The sequence below is a fragment of the Novosphingobium sediminis genome, assembly GCF_007991615.1.
Lineage (GTDB): Bacteria > Pseudomonadota > Alphaproteobacteria > Sphingomonadales > Sphingomonadaceae > Novosphingobium > Novosphingobium sediminis.
The window spans coordinates 55,154-70,799 of record NZ_BJYR01000002.1 but is presented as its reverse complement, the minus strand read 5'-3'; the positions used below and the strand labels follow the sequence as shown (position 1 = coordinate 70,799).

18 protein-coding genes and 1 tRNA gene are annotated in these 15,646 nt (G+C 63.7%); 12 read left to right on the top strand and 7 right to left on the bottom strand.

The window, feature by feature from the left end; all coding sequences use genetic code 11:
- The first annotated feature begins 22 nt into the window (after positions 1–22).
- The 4 genes from thyA to NSE01_RS01505 all read left to right on the top strand — a co-directional run bounded on the left by thyA (position 23) and on the right by NSE01_RS01505 (position 4,693).
- Positions 23–1,000: a thymidylate synthase gene (gene thyA, locus NSE01_RS01520; RefSeq protein WP_147157860.1), complete on the top strand. Its 978-nt coding sequence runs from the start codon at positions 23–25 to the stop codon at positions 998–1,000.
- Between the two features lie 99 nt (positions 1,001–1,099).
- Positions 1,100–2,389 carry a 3-methyl-2-oxobutanoate dehydrogenase (2-methylpropanoyl-transferring) subunit alpha gene (locus NSE01_RS01515; protein ID WP_147157859.1) on the top strand — a complete coding sequence of 430 codons (1,290 nt, stop codon included), beginning with the start codon at positions 1,100–1,102 and terminating at the stop codon, positions 2,387–2,389.
- A 14-nt stretch (positions 2,390–2,403) separates the two neighbouring features.
- Positions 2,404–3,417 carry an alpha-ketoacid dehydrogenase subunit beta gene (locus tag NSE01_RS01510; RefSeq protein WP_170233731.1) on the top strand — a complete coding sequence of 338 codons (1,014 nt, stop codon included), beginning with the start codon at positions 2,404–2,406 and terminating at the stop codon, positions 3,415–3,417.
- 4 nt (positions 3,418–3,421) lie between these two features.
- A complete protein-coding gene (locus NSE01_RS01505) occupies positions 3,422–4,693 on the top strand; it encodes a dihydrolipoamide acetyltransferase family protein (protein WP_147157857.1) in 1,272 nt (423 codons plus the stop codon).
- On the opposite strand, the gene NSE01_RS01500 is transcribed toward NSE01_RS01505, so the two are convergent.
- The 6 genes from NSE01_RS01500 to NSE01_RS01475 form a co-directional block, all read right to left on the bottom strand.
- The gene (locus NSE01_RS01500; RefSeq protein WP_246134976.1) at positions 4,690–5,166 is read right to left on the bottom strand and encodes a hypothetical protein; all 477 of its coding nucleotides are present in this window, start codon (positions 5,164–5,166) and stop codon (positions 4,690–4,692) included. The genes NSE01_RS01505 and NSE01_RS01500 overlap by 4 nt on opposite strands.
- 156 nt (positions 5,167–5,322) lie before the next feature.
- Positions 5,323–5,399, bottom strand: a tRNA-Asp gene (locus tag NSE01_RS01495).
- A 91-nt stretch (positions 5,400–5,490) separates the two neighbouring features.
- On the bottom strand, positions 5,491–5,715 hold the full coding sequence (locus NSE01_RS01490) for a DUF2842 domain-containing protein (protein ID WP_147157856.1): 225 nt from the start codon (positions 5,713–5,715) through the stop codon (positions 5,491–5,493).
- Between the two features lie 12 nt (positions 5,716–5,727).
- On the bottom strand, positions 5,728–6,318 hold the full coding sequence (locus NSE01_RS01485) for a 5-formyltetrahydrofolate cyclo-ligase (RefSeq protein ID WP_147157855.1): 591 nt from the start codon (positions 6,316–6,318) through the stop codon (positions 5,728–5,730).
- 225 nt (positions 6,319–6,543) lie between these two features.
- Positions 6,544–6,873 (bottom strand): cell division protein ZapA, encoded by a 330-nt coding sequence (locus NSE01_RS01480; RefSeq protein ID WP_147157854.1) that lies wholly within the window; start codon positions 6,871–6,873, stop codon positions 6,544–6,546.
- A 24-nt stretch (positions 6,874–6,897) separates the two neighbouring features.
- Positions 6,898–7,101 carry a hypothetical protein gene (locus NSE01_RS01475; protein WP_147157853.1) on the bottom strand — a complete coding sequence of 68 codons (204 nt, stop codon included), beginning with the start codon at positions 7,099–7,101 and terminating at the stop codon, positions 6,898–6,900.
- Positions 7,102–7,230: 129 nt separating this feature from the next.
- Here NSE01_RS01475 and tkt point away from each other — a divergent pair, with 129 nt between their 5' ends.
- The 7 genes from tkt (at position 7,231) to thiE (ending at position 14,566) form a co-directional block, all read left to right on the top strand.
- Positions 7,231–9,231, top strand: coding sequence for a transketolase (gene tkt, locus NSE01_RS01470; protein ID WP_281289459.1), 2,001 nt, complete (start codon positions 7,231–7,233; stop codon positions 9,229–9,231).
- A gap of 131 nt (positions 9,232–9,362) precedes the next feature.
- On the top strand, positions 9,363–10,370 hold the full coding sequence (gene gap / locus NSE01_RS01465; RefSeq protein WP_147157851.1) for a type I glyceraldehyde-3-phosphate dehydrogenase: 1,008 nt from the start codon (positions 9,363–9,365) through the stop codon (positions 10,368–10,370).
- Positions 10,371–10,431: 61 nt separating this feature from the next.
- Positions 10,432–10,845: an MOSC domain-containing protein gene (locus tag NSE01_RS01460; RefSeq protein WP_147157850.1), complete on the top strand. Its 414-nt coding sequence runs from the start codon at positions 10,432–10,434 to the stop codon at positions 10,843–10,845.
- A complete protein-coding gene (locus tag NSE01_RS01455; protein WP_147157849.1) occupies positions 10,842–12,038 on the top strand; it encodes a phosphoglycerate kinase in 1,197 nt (398 codons plus the stop codon). The genes NSE01_RS01460 and NSE01_RS01455 overlap by 4 nt, the downstream gene beginning before the upstream one ends.
- Positions 12,039–12,112: 74 nt before the next feature.
- Positions 12,113–12,880 carry a hypothetical protein gene (locus NSE01_RS01450; protein ID WP_147157848.1) on the top strand — a complete coding sequence of 256 codons (768 nt, stop codon included), beginning with the start codon at positions 12,113–12,115 and terminating at the stop codon, positions 12,878–12,880.
- 111 nt (positions 12,881–12,991) lie between these two features.
- The gene (locus NSE01_RS01445; protein ID WP_147157847.1) at positions 12,992–13,888 is read left to right on the top strand and encodes a fructose bisphosphate aldolase; all 897 of its coding nucleotides are present in this window, start codon (positions 12,992–12,994) and stop codon (positions 13,886–13,888) included.
- 48 nt (positions 13,889–13,936) lie between these two features.
- On the top strand, positions 13,937–14,566 hold the full coding sequence (gene thiE / locus NSE01_RS01440; protein WP_147157846.1) for a thiamine phosphate synthase: 630 nt from the start codon (positions 13,937–13,939) through the stop codon (positions 14,564–14,566).
- A gap of 5 nt (positions 14,567–14,571) precedes the next feature.
- On the opposite strand, the gene NSE01_RS01435 is transcribed toward thiE, so the two are convergent.
- Complete coding sequence (locus NSE01_RS01435) at positions 14,572–14,961, bottom strand: hypothetical protein (protein WP_147157845.1); 390 nt, start codon at positions 14,959–14,961, stop codon at positions 14,572–14,574.
- A gap of 120 nt (positions 14,962–15,081) precedes the next feature.
- Here NSE01_RS01435 and efp point away from each other — a divergent pair, with 120 nt between their 5' ends.
- Positions 15,082–15,645: an elongation factor P gene (gene efp, locus NSE01_RS01430; RefSeq protein WP_147157844.1), complete on the top strand. Its 564-nt coding sequence runs from the start codon at positions 15,082–15,084 to the stop codon at positions 15,643–15,645.
- Position 15,646 lies beyond the last annotated feature (1 nt).

The following is a 15,646-nucleotide window of genomic DNA, read 5'->3' as shown; positions in this document are numbered from 1 at the left end:
GGATATGGCTAGACAGGAGCGCATGGCCACTGCCGCTTCCCCCTCGCGAGTCTCGCCGCGCCCCACGAGCAATGAGGGCACGCATCCCGAACAGCAATACCTCGACCTGATGCGCCGCATCTGGGAGGAAGGGGACGAGCGGGTCGACCGCACGGGCGTGGGCACACGCAGCGTGTTCGGCGCGCAGCTGCGGTTCGATCTGGCCGATGGCGCGATGCCGCTGCTGACGACCAAGCGGGTCTACTGGAAGACGGCGACGCGCGAGTTCCTGTGGTTCCTGACCGGGCGCACCAATATCCGCGAGCTGTGCGCGCAAGGGGTGGAGATCTGGACCGACTGGCCGCTCGATCGCTATCGCCGCGAAACGGGTGAGGACATCAGCCGCAAGGACTTTTCGGCGCGGATTGTGGCGGATGAGGAATTCGCCCTGCGTTGGGGCGATCTGGGGCCGGTTTACGGCAAACAGTGGACGGACTGGCCGGTCTACGAGCCGGCGGGCAATGGGCTGTTTGCGCAGCGCGAGCGCGGCGTGAACCAGGTGGCCGATGTGGTCGAAAGCATCAGGAATAACCCCGGCAGCCGGCGCCATATCGTCGAGGGATGGAACGTGGCAGAGCTGGACCAAATGGCGCTGCCGCCGTGCCACAAGACCTATCAGTTCCATGTCGCGGACGGAAAGCTTTCGGGCCTGCTCTATCAGCGCAGCTGCGACGTGGCGCTGGGGCTGCCGTTCAACTTGTGGGGCGGGGCGCTGTTCATCCGGATGCTGGCGCAGCAGTGCGATCTGGAGCCGGGCGAGCTGGTGTGGATGGGCGGCGATACGCATCTCTATCTGAACCATGCCGAACTCGTGGCAGCGCAGCTGTCGCGGGTACCCGACGGAAGCCCGAAACTGGAGATCGCGCGGCGGCCGGAGAGCATCTTTGACTACCGGATCGAGGACTTCGAGGTGACCGGCTATGCCCCGCAGGCGCACATTGCGGCGCCGGTTGCGGTTTGATTGACTCGGAAAGCGCGGTGTAATATTATTATGCAGTGAGCTAATAATGCGTCTCAACCGATAGACGCGCCGGGAGTGACAGATGCAGGCGTTTTGCGCATGAACGAGGCTTCCCGAAGCAATCTGCCGCCGCTGCAATTGCATGTTCCCGAGCCGAAGTTTCGCCCCGGCGATGCGGTTGACTACAGCCATCTGGTGATCCCGGCAGCGGGCGCGCAGGCGCGGCCGGACGAAAGCTGCGGTGCGAGCGAGACGCACCCCCTGTGCCTCGATCTGGTGCGGGTGCTGGGCGAGGATCACCGCGCGGTGGGGCCGTGGGACCCGAAGCTCGATCCCGAGAGCCTGCGGCGGATGCTGCGGCTGATGGCGCTGACCCGTGCGTTCGATGACCGGATGTACCGCGGGCAGCGGCAGGGCAAGACCAGCTTCTACATGAAGTGCACCGGCGAGGAGGCGACCTCGATTGCCCCCGCGATGGCGCTGGCGAGCGACGATATGGTGTTCCCGAGCTACCGCCAGCAGGGCATCCTGATCGCGCGCGGCTATCCGATGGTCGACATGATCAACCAGATCTATTCGAACAAGGCAGACAAGCTGAAGGGCCGGCAACTGCCGATCATGTATTCGGCGCGAGAGGCCTCGTTCTTCTCGATTTCCGGCAACCTCGCCACGCAGTACCCGCAGGCGGTGGGCTGGGCGATGGCGAGCGCGATCAAAGGCGACACCCGGATCGCGGCGGCATGGCTGGGCGAAGGATCGACGGCGGAGGGCGACTTCCATTCGGCGATGACCTTTGCGGCGGTCTACAATGCGCCGGTGGTGTTCAACGTAGTCAACAACCAGTGGGCGATCTCGAGCTTTTCGGGCTTTGCCGGCGCGGAGCGAACGACCTTTGCGGCGCGGGCCATCGGCTATGGGATCGCCGGGCTGCGCGTTGATGGCAACGATCCGCTGGCGGTCTATGCGGCGACGCGCTGGGCGGCCAACCGCGCTCGGGCCAATGGCGGGCCGACGCTGATCGAGCACTTCACCTATCGCGCTGAGGGGCATTCGACTTCGGATGATCCGGGGCAGTACCGATCGGTTCAGGAGCGCACCGAGTGGCCGCTGGGTGATCCGATCGCGCGACTTGCGGCACATCTGGAAGCGCTGGGCGAATGGACGCCGGAAGCTCACGCTGCGATGGATCTGGAGCTTGCCGAGCAAGTGAAAGCGGCGGCCAAGGCGGCTGAGGCCAACGGCGTGCTCGGCCACGGCCTGCACCATCCGTTCCGCACCCTGTTCGAGGATGTGTTCGAGGAACTGCCCTGGCACCTCAAGGAGCAGAGCGAGCAGGCGATTCGCGAGCGACGGATCAAATGGCCTGAATGGAAGGAGGAAGACTCGTGAGCGAGACTGCTTCCATGAAGAAGCTCAACATGATCGAGGCGATCAACGACGCGCTCGATGTGATGATGGCCCGTGACAGCAACATCGTCGTGATGGGCGAGGATGTCGGCTATTTCGGCGGCGTGTTCCGCGCGACGGCGGGCTTGCAGAAGAAATATGGCCGCACGCGGGTGTTCGATACGCCGATCAGCGAATGCGGGATCATCGGCGTGGCGGTGGGGATGGGGGCCTATGGCCTGCGTCCGGTGCCGGAAATCCAGTTTGCCGACTACATCTATCCGGGGCTGGATCAGCTCGTTTCGGAGGCGGCGCGGCTGCGCTATCGTTCGGCGGGGGAGTTTACCGCGCCGATCACAGTGCGCTCGCCGTTTGGTGGCGGCATCTTTGGCGGGCAGACGCATAGCCAGAGTCCGGAGGCGCTGTTTACCCACGTTTCCGGGATCAAGACCGTGATCCCGGCGACCCCGCACGACGCAAAGGGCCTGCTGATCGCGGCGATCGAGGACAACGATCCGGTGATCTTCTTCGAGCCCAAGCGCATCTATAACGGGCCGTTCAACGGGTACTACGACAAGCCGGTCGAGCCATGGTCACGCCACAAGGATGGCGCGGTGCCGGAAGGGTACTACCGCATCCCGCTCGGCAAGGCGCGGGTGGTGCGCGAGGGTGAGGCGATGACCGTGCTGGCCTATGGCACGATGGTCCATGTGGCCGAAGCGGTGCTGGCCGAGAAGGGCGTGGACGCCGAGATCATCGACCTGCGCACGCTGGTGCCGCTCGATATCGAGACGATCAAGGCTTCGATCGAGAAGACCGGCAAGTGCATGATCGTCCATGAGGCGACGCGCACCGGCGGGTTTGGCGCCGAGCTTTCGGCACTGGTGCAGGAGCGGTGCTTCTATCACCTTGAGGCCCCGATCGAGCGCGTGACGGGCTTCGACACGCCTTATCCGCACAGCCTTGAATGGGCGTATTTTCCGGGTCCGGTCCGCATTGGCGAGGCTGTCGACCGTCTTCTGAAGGCCTGACCGCATGGGTACTTTCACGTTCCGCCTGCCCGATATCGGTGAAGGCATCGCCGAGGCCGAGATTGTCGCTTGGCATGTGGCAGTTGGCGACATGGTGGCCGAGGATGGGCGCGTGGCCGATCTGATGACCGACAAGGCCACGGTCGAGATGGAAAGCCCGGTGAGCGGGCGGATCATCTCGATCGCGGGCGAGGTTGGCGATGTGATCGCGATCGGTTCGCCGCTGGTGGTGATCGAGACGGAGGGGGATGAGGCTGCGGAGCCTGCCGCTGAGGTTGTGAGCGGTCCTTCGACAGGCTCAGGACGAGCGGAGGTTGTGGAGGCGGCTCCAGTCACGCAGCCAGTCGTAGTTGAGGCACCGGTTGCCGTTCGGTCTGAGGAGCCAGCACCGTTCATCCATGCGCCCAAGGTGCTGGCGAGTCCTGCCGTGCGGGCGCGGGCGGAAGCGCTGGGGATCGATCTTGCTGAGGTGAAGCCTTCGGAAGAAGGCCGCGTGCGCCATGCCGATCTCGACCAGTTCCTCGCCTACAATGCCGGCGGCGGCTATCGCCCGGCGGCGGCGGTGCGCAAGGACGAGGCTGTCAAGGTCATCGGCCTCAGGCGCCGGATCGCCGAGAACATGGCGGCGGCGAAGCGGAATATTCCGCACTTCACCTATGTCGAGGAATGCGACGTCACCGCGCTGGAGGAGATGCGCGCGCAGCTTAATGATGCGCGTGGGTCCAAGCCCAAGCTGACGATGCTGCCGCTGCTGATCACCGCGATCTGCAAGACGCTGCCCGACTATCCGATGCTCAATGCCCGCTATGACGACGAGGCAGGCGTGGTGACGCGGCACGGCGCGGTGCATCTCGGCATGGCGACGCAGACGCCGGGCGGCCTGATGGTGCCGGTGATCCGCGATGCGCAGGATCGCAACTTGTGGCAGCTGGCGAACGAGATCGCGCGTCTGGCCGATGCTGCGCGCAAGGGGACCGCGACTTCGGGCGAGCTTTCCGGTTCGACGATCACGATCACATCATTGGGCGCGCTGGGCGGGGTGGCGACAACCCCGGTCATCAACCGGCCGGAAGTCGCGATCATCGGGCCGAACCGGATTGTCGAGCGGCCGATGTTCGTGCCCGACGGCATGGGCGGCGAGCGCGTGGCCAAGCGCAAGCTGATGAACATTTCGATCAGCTGCGATCACCGCGTAGTGGATGGCTGGGATGCGGCGAGCTTCGTTCAGGCGCTCAAGCGGATGATCGAGACGCCGGTTCTGCTGCTGGCGGATTAACGCACCACGCCGCGCCAGGTCATCTGGCCGGTGCCGGCAAGCGCCTGCGGGGTGGGAATACGCCAGCGCAGATGCGTGACATCCTCGGCATGGGCTTGGCGCATGTGGCCATAGGCATCGCGCACGCTGAGTTCTTCGAGCGAGCCCCAGGTGCGGCCGCCATCGACCGAGACTTCCTGTTCGCCATCGGCACCGCCGGCAAAGGCAATCGTGCGCGGGAGCGGATTGGTGACGGTGAAGCCGCCATCCTTGCGGCCGCTCCAGTTGACGACGAAAATCACCCTGTCACCGGGGCGGAGCTGGTCTGCGCGTTCCAGTATGCGGGCCGTGCGGCCGCCGGGGGCGGGCTGGAAGCGCTCCACGAAGACATCGCTGGCGAAATGCACGCCGCCGGCGGCATGCGCGGAGGCGGGCAGGAGTGCCGCGCTTGTCGCGCCTGCGATAACCATCGCCGGAAAGACTGCTTTGACCATTGAACCGAATGCCCCTCGGGCGCCCCGCGCGCCAGCGATGCCTGTCTGACACGCGGGCCGATAAAGTTTGGTTAATGGGGGTTTGCCGGGGCTGCGTGCGGCGCGGGCTGCGGGCAAAGAAAAAGGCACCCGAAGGTGCCTTTTTCGTCTTCCCAATGGCGCGAGTGACGGGACTTGAACCCGCGACCCTCGGCGTGACAGGCCGATACTCTAACCAACTGAGCTACACCCGCTCGCCTTGGGAGCGCCGCATTTAGGGGGGGACTTGCGGGCTGTCAACGCCCTAGATCGGCAATTTTTGCGTTTCGTAAAAATCTTTTAAAATCAACCCCAACGGCCGGTTTCCATCCAGATCAGAAAGCGGCGCAGCGGCAGCAGCCAGACGGTTCCGAGAATCACGTAGACCAAGGTCTGCACCAGAACCGGCAAGTTCCCGATGGGGCCGGAAAGGCCCGCCACGATCAGCGCATAACCAAACAGCCCAAGGATCAGCGCAAGAATGCCGAAGGGTTTGCGCCAGGTGGGCTGGTAGGATTTGGGATCGTCCATCGAAGGTTCCGCTCAGAAAGGGCCGTAGAGGCGGGTGGGGGTTGCCACTGCGGCGAGCGGTCTGTCATGCGCCTCGGTGGGCAGGTCTTCGGCGAGCTGGCTATCCCACGCCATGCCGATCGCGGGGACGTGGGGGTACTTCTCCAGCCAGCGATCATAATGCCCGCCGCCCTGACCCAGGCGCATGCCGTGCGCCGTGAAACCGACGAGGGGGACGAACAGGACATCGGGCTGGAGGCCATCAGCATCGGCTAGCGGCTGCGGCGCGCGGTAGGGGCCGGGCTCCATCAGGTCGTCATGGTGCGGGGAAGCCCAATGGCGAAACTCCATCGGTTCTCCCCGCGCGGCGAACCACGGCATGGCAACCTTGTGCCCGGCCTCATGGAAATGCCGCGCATAGGCACCGGTAGGAGCCTCATCGCCGATCGCTGCATAGAGCCCGATCGTGGCGCCGACGGGGATCAATGCGCCCAGTGCCGCTGGCGGCCGCATGAACAGCAGCGCCTTGACGCGCGGATCAAGCGCCGCGACATGTTCGCGCCGGGCGGCACGCAGGGCGCTCCGCAGGGCCGCCTTGGCGGAAGCGGGATCTGCGCTCATCATCTGTCTCGCTTTATGGAATGGCAGCGTGCCGAGGGTGACGGGACCACCATGGGTCGTTTCCAGGAGAATCCTCTGACGCGTTCACGTCAGGTGGGGACCATGTACCAGGGCCAGGGCCAGGGCAGGGACAGCCCCCAAGGATTTTGCTTATAGCCTCAGGGATTTCATGTGGCACGTGCCGGGCAGTACCCGTCACTCCCTATCTAGGGGAGCCGGACAGCTTTCTCAAGGTGCAGGTTCTTCGAGATGCGTTGCAAGTTTTTCAACGCGGGCGGCCAGCGTTTCGATCCGGGCGAGGACTTCGGCCGCGGGCTGGGCTGGCTTCGGCGCCTCTTCCGCCGGAGCGGGCATGTTGCGGTGGAGTTCGTGCAGTTCGTCCGCCAGCATCAGCGCCGCGAAGAGGAGCATGCGGGTTTCGCTCTGCCCGGCGCCGCCAGCGCCATTGGCTACACGATCCGCGACCATGCGGCCCAGCATCTCGATATGCGATTCTTCGCCGTCGGGCGCGGAGACGGTATAGGGCCGGCCGCCGATGGTGAGGGTGACGTTGGTCATACAGAAGGGCTCATGCGAGAGCGCTCATTGTGGAAGATTGGCCAGAAGAAGGTCAAGCTGCTGGATTTCCTGACTCACCCGTTCCTTGAGCTTGCGGTGGCGGCTGCGCAGTTCCGCCACTTCGGCGGGAACGGGAGCAGCCGCGACGGCTGCCTCCAGCCGGGCAACCGCCTGCTCGATCCTGTCCAGTGCCGCGTTTAGCGGAGAATCCTGCCCCTCGGTCGTCATGGCCGTATTCGCTAGCACAATTGCCTATGCCCGCAAGCCGGGAACTGCCCGCCTTTCCCCAACCTTGACGCTGGGGGGTACGGCTACCAAAGAGAACCCGCTGCCGAATCGGTGGTGATCAGGCGGCTCTTGCCGCGGGTTCAAAGTCAGGAAAGACAGATGGAACGGGATCAGACCGTACTGACGCCGATGGCGAACGCCATCCGCGCGCTCGCGATGGATGCGGTCGAAGCCGCCAATTCGGGGCACCCCGGCATGCCGATGGGCATGGCCGATGTGGCGACAGTGCTGTTTACCGAGTTCCTCAAGTACGATCCCTCAGCCCCGAAGTGGTCGGACCGCGACCGTTTCGTGCTTTCGGCCGGACACGGCTCGATGCTGATCTACGCGCTTCTGCACCTGACGGGCTATGCGGCACCGACGATCGGCGACATCCGTAACTTCCGCCAGCTTGGCAGCCCCTGCGCTGGGCATCCCGAGAACGACATGCTGGAAGGCGTCGAATGCACCACCGGTCCGCTGGGACAGGGCGTTGCGATGGCGGTCGGCATGGCAATTGCCGAGCGGCACCTCAATGCGACGTTCGGCAGCGAACTCGTCGATCACAAGACCTGGGTGATCGCGGGTGACGGCTGCCTGATGGAAGGCGTGAACCACGAGGCGGTCGGCCTTGCCGGGACGCTCGGCCTCGGCAACCTCAACGTGCTGTGGGATGACAACAAGATCACCATCGACGGCGATACCTCGCTTTCGACCACGGAAGACATTCTGGCCCGCTATGCCGCAAGCGGTTGGCACACGGCGAGCTGCGACGGCCATGATTTTGCCGATATCGCCCGCGCGCTGGCCGAAGCCGCCGCCGATCCGCGCCCGTCGCTGGTTTCGTGCAAGACGGTGATCGGCAAGGGCGCGCCGAACAAGCAGGGCGGCCACAACGTCCACGGTTCGCCGCTCGGCAAGAGCGAGATCGAGGCGGCACGGGAGTATCTGGGCTGGACTTCGGCGCCGTTCGAGATCCCGGCTGATATCCTCGCCAACTGGCGTGCTGCCGGTGCCAGGGGCGCTACTGCCCGTGCGGCGTGGGAAGCCCGTGCGGCGGCGCATCCGCAGGGTGCAGAGCTTGCCCGGCGCATGGCCGGTGAACTGCCGGCGGACGGCGGCGCGCAGGGCGCCTACATCCAGAGCCTGATCGACAACTCGCCGACCGTGGCGACGCGCAAGTCGAGCGAGATGGCGCTGGAAGCCATGACTGCAGTGATCCCCGAAATGGTCGGCGGATCGGCGGACCTCACCGGTTCGAACAACACCAAGACCAAGTCGACCGGCCCGCTGACCAAGGACAGCTACGGCGGGCGCTATGTCTACTACGGCATCCGCGAATTCGGCATGGCTGCGGCGATGAACGGCATGGCGCTGCACGGCGGCGTGATCCCCTACGGCGGCACCTTCCTCGTGTTTTCGGACTACTGCCGCAATGCGGTCCGCATGTCGGCGCTGCAGCACACCCGCGTGATCTATGTGTTCACGCACGATTCCATCGGCCTTGGCGAGGACGGCCCGACGCACCAGCCTGTCGAGCATGTGATGTCGCTGCGCATGATCCCGAACCTCCTCGTGTTCCGCCCGGCGGATGCGATCGAGACGGCCGAAGCATGGAGCCTTGCACTGGCCAACGCCCACCGCCCGACGGTGCTGGCGCTGACCCGGCAGAACCTGCCGCCGGTGCGCTTCGACACCGAGTTCAAGAGCGCGAAGGGGGCCTACCGCCTCGTCAGCGCGTCTGCACCGCGCAAGGTCGTGCTGATGGCGACGGGTTCGGAAGTGGCAATCGCCATGGACGTCGCCAAGGCGCTGGAAGCCGAGGGCGTGGGCGCGGATGTCGTCTCGTTCCCGTGCTGGGAGCTGTTTGACGAGCAGGACGAAGCCTACCGCGCCGACCTGCTGCCGGCGGACGCGCTGAAGGTTTCGATCGAGGCGGGCGTGACGCTGGGCTGGCAGAAGTATGTCGGCGATGGCATTGCCGTCGGCATCGACAGCTTCGGCGCTTCGGCGCCGGCGCCGGCGCTTTATGACCACTTCGGGCTCACGCCCGACAAGATCCTGCCGCGCATCAAGGCGCGGCTTTCGTAAGTTCTTCGTCTTTGCGGGGATGCGAATAGCTATCCAGAGGTGCAAGTTACGGCGCTTTGGATTGTTTCATCGGTTCGCTACCCCAAATGAACGACGAGGGTGATATCGGATAGCTAGCAAGGAGTTCTACAATGGCGACCAAGGTTGCGATCAACGGTTTCGGGCGCATCGGGCGCAATGTGGCGCGCGCCATTCTGGAGCGCCCGGATTGCGGGCTGGAGCTGGTTTCGATCAACGACCTGGCCAGTGCCAAGGACAATGCACTGCTGTTCAAGCGTGACAGCGTGCACGGCGCCTACAAGGGCACGGTCGAAGTCGACGGCAACGATCTCGTCATTGACGGCAAGCGCATTGCGGTGACCGCAGAGCGTGATCCCGCCAACCTCCCGCACGGCGCGCAGGGCATCGACATCGTGCTCGAATGCACCGGCTTCTTCACCGACCGCGCTTCGTGCGAAAAGCACCTCGCGGCGGGCGCCAAGAAGGTGCTGATCTCGGCGCCGGGCAAGAACGTCGACCTCACCGTCGTCTACGGCGTGAACCACGACAAGCTGACCGCAGAGCACACCGTGGTCTCGAACGCTTCGTGCACCACCAACTGCCTCGCGCCGTTCGCCAAGGTGCTGAACGACAGCATCGGCATCGTGCGCGGCCTGATGACCACGGTCCACGCCTATACCAACGACCAGAAGATCCTTGACCAGATCCACAGCGATCCGCGCCGTGCGCGCGCCGCTGCGATGAGCATGATCCCGACCACCACGGGTGCCGCCCGCGCGGTTGGTGAAGTGCTGCCCGAACTGAAGGGCAAGCTCGACGGTTCGGCGATCCGCGTGCCGACCCCGAACGTTTCGGTGGTGGACCTGACGTTCCAGCCCGGCCGCGACACGACCAAGGAAGAAGTCAACGCGCTGCTCAAGGCCGCTGCCGAAGGTCCGCTCAAGGGCGTGCTCGGCTTCAGCGACGAGCCGCTGGTGTCGATCGACTACAACCACGATTCGCACTCGTCGACCATCGACAGCCTCGAAACCTCGGTGATCGACGGCAAGCTGGTTCGCGTGCTTTCGTGGTACGACAACGAGTGGGGCTTCTCGAACCGCATGGTCGATACGGCCGGCGTGATGGGCGGTCTGCTCTAAGCACATGAGCGCTGCGGGACGTCTTGACGGGATTGCCCGGCACAAGGTGTCCCGCGGCCCCATGGAAACTCTGGAACGCGCCCTCGTGACCCCGGATCTGGGGCTTGAGGGCGATTGCCGGGGGCCCGTGCCTGAAGGCAAGAAGGGCAACCGGCAGATTACCGTGATCGAAGCCGAAAGCTGGGCGGCTGCCATGCAGGAACTCGGCGGAGCGGATGGCCTTGTGTGGTCTGACCGGCGCGCAAATCTGCTCGTTTCAGGCGTGCGTCTGCCGCGCGAGGCGGGCAAGGTGATCGCGATCGGCACAGGTCTGCGCATCGAGGTGCGCTACGAGTGCGACCCGTGCAGCCGGATGGACGCGCTGCGCCCCGGTCTGCGCGAGGCGCTCATGCCGGACTGGCGCGGCGGGATTTGCGGACGAGTGATCAGCGAGGGCGAGATCGCTCTGGGCGATGAAGTGAGGATCGAGGAATGAGCTTCAAGACGCTGGATCAGATCGGTGACGCGCGCGGCAAAGTCGTGCTGGTGCGCGTGGACCTCAATCTCCCCATGCAGGACGGCGCGGTGACCGACGATACCCGCGTGCAGGCCGCCAAGCCGACGATCCTCGAACTCGCCGACAAGGGCGCCAAGGTGCTCCTGCTGGCGCACTTCGGCCGGCCCAAGGGTGAGCGCGTCTCGACCCAATCGCTGAGCATGGTGGTCGGCGCGGTCGAGCAGGTGCTGGGCCGCGAGGTCATGTTCGTTTCCGAGATTGCCGGGCCGGTGGTGAGCCAAGTCGTCGGCATCCTGCCTGAGGGCGGGATCGCCTGCCTCGAGAACACGCGGTTCTGGAAGGGCGAGGAGAAGAACGATCCGGAACTGGTCAAGGCCATTGCCGAGAACGCCGATATCTATGTGAACGACGCGTTTTCCGCCGCGCACCGCGCCCATGCGACGACCGAGGGCCTCGCGCATGTGCTGCCGTCCTATGCGGGCCGTTCGATGCAGGCCGAACTCGAAGCGCTGGGCAAGGCGCTGGGCGAGCCAGAGCGGCCGGTTGCGGCCGTGGTCGGCGGGGCCAAGGTCTCCTCGAAGCTCGATGTGCTGAAGCACCTTGTCGGCAAGGTCGATCACCTCATCATCGGCGGCGGCATGGCCAACACGTTCCTCGCCGCGCGCGGGGTCGATGTTGGCAAGTCGCTATGCGAGCATGATCTGGCACCGACCGCTGAAGCGATCCTCGATGCGGCGGATGCTTCCGGCTGCACGGTGCACCTGCCGTATGACGTGGTCGTCTCGAAGGAATTCGCGGCGAATCCGCCGAGCTTGCGCACCTGCAACGTGCATGAAGTGGCGGCGGACGAGATGATCCTCGACGTTGGCCCTGCAGCGACTGAAGCGCTGGCCGACGTCCTGAAGGTCTGCAAGACGCTGGTGTGGAACGGGCCGATGGGCGCGTTCGAGACTCAACCGTTCGATACCGCGACCGTGGCGCTTGCGCGCACCGCAGCGGCGCTGACCCGCGAAGGCTCGTTGGTTTCTGTTGCTGGCGGCGGCGATACCGTCGCTGCGCTGAGCCATGCCGGCGTGGCGGGCGATTTCTCCTACGTCTCGACCGCGGGCGGCGCCTTCCTGGAATGGATGGAAGGCCGCGTGCTGCCCGGTGTGGCGGCGCTATCTTCATAGAATGCTCTCTATCAATGTACCCTCATAGCCTATAAACTGCTTCTGTCTGCGAACTCATCGCAGGGGGGCACTTGGTGATGGAAGCTTCGATATCAGATCCTGCGAGAGATGTTCTTCGCGCAATGGATCTGTTTGACACTGGAGACGGGAATACATTTGCTCAGCGGTTATCGAACGTTGGGAAAGTGGCACCTTGGTCTCCGGAGTTTTATCATCTGATAAAGCTTATGCAGGACAATATTACCTCTGTTCAGTCTCTTTTGCTAATGGAAGAGGGTGTTGATAAAGAGGACGAAGCGCATATCAGTCAGAGCATTGATCTCATTCTAGGGGCTTTCATGCCCGATTGCTTGATTCAAAATTATACCGAAGCAATAAAGCCAAATGCTTCGTTTGGAAGTAATTCCAGAACGTTTCTTAGATCATCGTCGCGAACCATTAGAAGGTTTGAGTCATTTGAGAACGTTTCGGCTTCTGATATAGGAATCATTGAGAGCGCTATAAGCAATATCAGAAATGATATGAAGGACCTGCAACTAGAGAAAGCCGATTTTGCGCGAGACGCGCTGGTGCGTGGTTGCAATGAGATTTCATTTATTTTGGCGAGAATAAATATATTAGGCTATTCACGAATTCGTGCACCAGCAATTGATCTTGGTGCATTTATATACGCAATCAGTCGTGAATTAGAAGAGACAAACTCTCAAGTAAAAATCGTAAAGAGCGTTCATTCCTTTAAGGAAATGTACAATCGAATTTACGAAATGTACAAAGCTGCAAGCATGCTGAAGTTAGGATACGAGGGCGCCTCCTGGATGCTCACTCGATTAGCAGGTGTCTAGCATTTTCTGCTCAGTCTAATTTACCTCATAGGCTTGCAACTCCCTGTTGCAGTGCAGCAGATCTCGCGCTAAAGGCGCACGCATACGAATGCGCAAATCAAGGGGCATGCCATGAACTACGTCGAGATGAAGTCCAAGATCTCTGCAGGCCAGGGCTTTATCGCGGCATTGGACCAGAGCGGCGGTTCGACCCCGAAGGCGCTCGCGGGCTATGGCATCGAAGCCGGCGCGTGGAACACCGAAGAAGAAATGTTCGGCCTGATCCACGAAATGCGCGCGCGGATCATTCGCTCGGCGGCGTTCACCGGTGAAAAGGTCATCGGCGCGATCCTGTTCGAGCGCACGATGGACGGCGATGTTGACGGCACGCCGGTGCCGGCCGCGCTGCTGGCCAAGGGCGTTGTGCCCTTCATCAAGATCGACAAGGGTCTCGAGGACGAGGCTAACGGCGTGCAGCTGATGAAGCCGATGCCGACGCTGGACGCGCTGCTGGAGCGCTCAAAGGCACTGGGCGTGTTCGGCACCAAGGAGCGCTCGGTCATTAACTCGGCGAACCGCGAAGGTATTGCCGCTGTGGTCGCGCAGCAGTTCGAAGTGGGCCGTCAGGTTCTCTCGCACGGCATGATGCCGATCATCGAACCCGAAGTGAACATCAAGAGCGAGACGCGCGCAGAATGCGACACGATCCTGCTCGAAGAGACGCTGAAGCACCTCGACACGCTGGCCGAGGGCGAGGAAGTGATGCTCAAGCTTTCGCTCCCCGTCGTGCCGGGAACGTTCGATCCGCTGGTGGCGCACCCGCGCGTGCTGCGCGTCGTCGCGCTTTCGGGCGGTTTCAAGCGCCCCGAGGCCTGCGTCGAGCTCGCCAAGAACAACGGCATCATCGCGAGCTTCAGCCGCGCGCTGCTTGAAGACCTGCGCGCGCAGATGAGCGACGCGGAGTTCGACGCATCGCTCGGCGGCGCGATTGACGAGATCCATCGCGGATCGACGGTGAAGACGGCCTGATCTGCGCTGCGGTTTGCACTGGTGCGCTCGGCTCGCTAGGGGCGGAGCATGACTGAACCTGCCTGCCAGCTCTACCTGATCTCGCCGCTCGATGTGGGCGGCATGTTCCCCGACCGGCTAGCCCGCGCGCTTGATGCGGGGCCGGTTGCGGCGTTTCAGTTCCGTGTGAAGAACGTGGACGAACATGAAGCCGCACGCCTCGCTGAACCGCTCCTGCGGATTTGCGCCGACCGTGAAGTGGCGTTCATCGTCAACGACTCGATAGCGCTGGCGAAGCGGCTCGGCGCGGATGGCGTGCATCTGGGGCAGGATGACGGCAGCGTAGCCGATGCGCGGGCGCGGCTCGGCAAGGCGGCGCAGATCGGCGTGACCTGCCATGACAGCCGCCACCTTGCGATGGAAGCGGGTGAAGCGGGCGCGGATTACGTTGCGTTCGGTGCGTTCTTCCCGAGCTCGACCAAAGACACCAAGCATGTCGCCGAGCCGGAACTGCTGAGCTGGTGGTCCCGGCTATTCGAGCTGCCCTGCGTGGCAATCGGCGGGATCACGGCCGCCAACTGCGCACCGCTCGTGACGGCGGGCGCGGACTTCCTCGCGGTGAGCAATGCCGTATGGGGCGGGGACGAGGCCGAAGGCGTGCGCGCGCTCAATGCCGCGATTGCCGGGGCGGCAGGCTGAACCGCCTACTCTGCCGCCGCACCTGCATCGGCGCTGTAATCATCGCGCATTGCACCGGCACGGACACAGCGGAGCGACAGGCGCTTGCCATCGGGGCCGAGCCGGATCAGCGAAAGGCCCACCTTGTCGAACCGGCGCCCGGCGAAAGGGCCGGAGGTCATCGTGAGCTTGTTCCCCAACAGCAGGTATGTGCCGCGCACGCCGTTCACGAGGTAGCTGGAATCGGGAACAATATTGAAGTTGTTCTCCGGCTGCGGGGTGGGCGGCGTGGTTGCATCACCCGGCAGTTCGCACGTCCAGCGCCCTTGCGATATGGTCCACATCGCGCCGCCGGGCGCGGCCATGGCGGGGGCGGCGACGCAAAGAATGCAGGCGGAAACGGCAGCGCGGATCATGTCAAAGGCGCTAGCATGCGACGGCGGCTTGAAGCAATCGCCGCTTGGCGCTAAGGGCCGCGCTCCCGCACCCTTTCGGCGTGCATTACCACTCGACCACTTGGCAGGGCTCTTTCCATCATGAAGATCAGCGGCGTGGACATCCGTCCCGGCAATATCCTGGAATACGAGAAGGGCATCTGGAAGGTTGCCAAGACCCAGCACACCCAGCCCGGCAAGGGCGGCGCGTTCATGCAGGTCGAGATGAAAAACCTCGTCGATGGCCGCAAGACCAACGTGCGCTTCCGCAGCGCCGACACGGTCGAGCGCGTGCGCCTCGATACGAAGGACTTCCAGTTCCTCTACAAGGAAGGCGATGACCTGATCTTCATGGACGTGGAAACCTACGACCAGATTACGCTTCCGGCCGACCTTTTGGGCGATGCCGTGGCCTTCCTTCAGGACGGCATGACCGTGCTGCTCGAAATGTGGGAAGAACGCCCGATCTCGGTGCAGCTGCCCGAGCAGGTCGAGGCAACCATCGTCGAGGCGGATGCCGTGGTGAAGGGGCAGACCGCCTCGTCCAGCTTCAAGCCCGCGATCCTCGATAACGGCGTGCGCGTGATGGTGCCGCCGCATATCGCCAGCGGCACGCGCATCATCGTCGACGTCTACGAGCGCACTTACGTCAGCAAGGTGGGCTGAG

What these genes read in the sequence shown, in the direction of transcription:
- thyA (WP_147157860.1), top strand. Translation starts at nt 23, where the DNA reads ATGGCCACTGCCGCTTCCCCCTCGCGAGTCTCGCCGCGCCCCACGAGC.
- NSE01_RS01515 (WP_147157859.1), top strand. Translation starts at nt 1,100, where the DNA reads ATGAACGAGGCTTCCCGAAGCAATCTGCCGCCGCTGCAATTGCATGTT.
- NSE01_RS01510 (WP_170233731.1), top strand. Translation starts at nt 2,404, where the DNA reads ATGAAGAAGCTCAACATGATCGAGGCGATCAACGACGCGCTCGATGTG.
- NSE01_RS01505 (WP_147157857.1), top strand. Translation starts at nt 3,422, where the DNA reads ATGGGTACTTTCACGTTCCGCCTGCCCGATATCGGTGAAGGCATCGCC.
- NSE01_RS01500 (WP_246134976.1), bottom strand. Translation starts at nt 5,166, where the DNA reads ATGGTCAAAGCAGTCTTTCCGGCGATGGTTATCGCAGGCGCGACAAGC.
- NSE01_RS01490 (WP_147157856.1), bottom strand. Translation starts at nt 5,715, where the DNA reads ATGGACGATCCCAAATCCTACCAGCCCACCTGGCGCAAACCCTTCGGC.
- NSE01_RS01485 (WP_147157855.1), bottom strand. Translation starts at nt 6,318, where the DNA reads ATGATGAGCGCAGATCCCGCTTCCGCCAAGGCGGCCCTGCGGAGCGCC.
- NSE01_RS01480 (WP_147157854.1), bottom strand. Translation starts at nt 6,873, where the DNA reads ATGACCAACGTCACCCTCACCATCGGCGGCCGGCCCTATACCGTCTCC.
- NSE01_RS01475 (WP_147157853.1), bottom strand. Translation starts at nt 7,101, where the DNA reads ATGACGACCGAGGGGCAGGATTCTCCGCTAAACGCGGCACTGGACAGG.
- gap (WP_147157851.1), top strand. Translation starts at nt 9,363, where the DNA reads ATGGCGACCAAGGTTGCGATCAACGGTTTCGGGCGCATCGGGCGCAAT.
- NSE01_RS01460 (WP_147157850.1), top strand. Translation starts at nt 10,432, where the DNA reads ATGGAAACTCTGGAACGCGCCCTCGTGACCCCGGATCTGGGGCTTGAG.
- NSE01_RS01455 (WP_147157849.1), top strand. Translation starts at nt 10,842, where the DNA reads ATGAGCTTCAAGACGCTGGATCAGATCGGTGACGCGCGCGGCAAAGTC.
- NSE01_RS01445 (WP_147157847.1), top strand. Translation starts at nt 12,992, where the DNA reads ATGAACTACGTCGAGATGAAGTCCAAGATCTCTGCAGGCCAGGGCTTT.
- thiE (WP_147157846.1), top strand. Translation starts at nt 13,937, where the DNA reads ATGACTGAACCTGCCTGCCAGCTCTACCTGATCTCGCCGCTCGATGTG.
- NSE01_RS01435 (WP_147157845.1), bottom strand. Translation starts at nt 14,961, where the DNA reads ATGATCCGCGCTGCCGTTTCCGCCTGCATTCTTTGCGTCGCCGCCCCC.
- efp (WP_147157844.1), top strand. Translation starts at nt 15,082, where the DNA reads ATGAAGATCAGCGGCGTGGACATCCGTCCCGGCAATATCCTGGAATAC.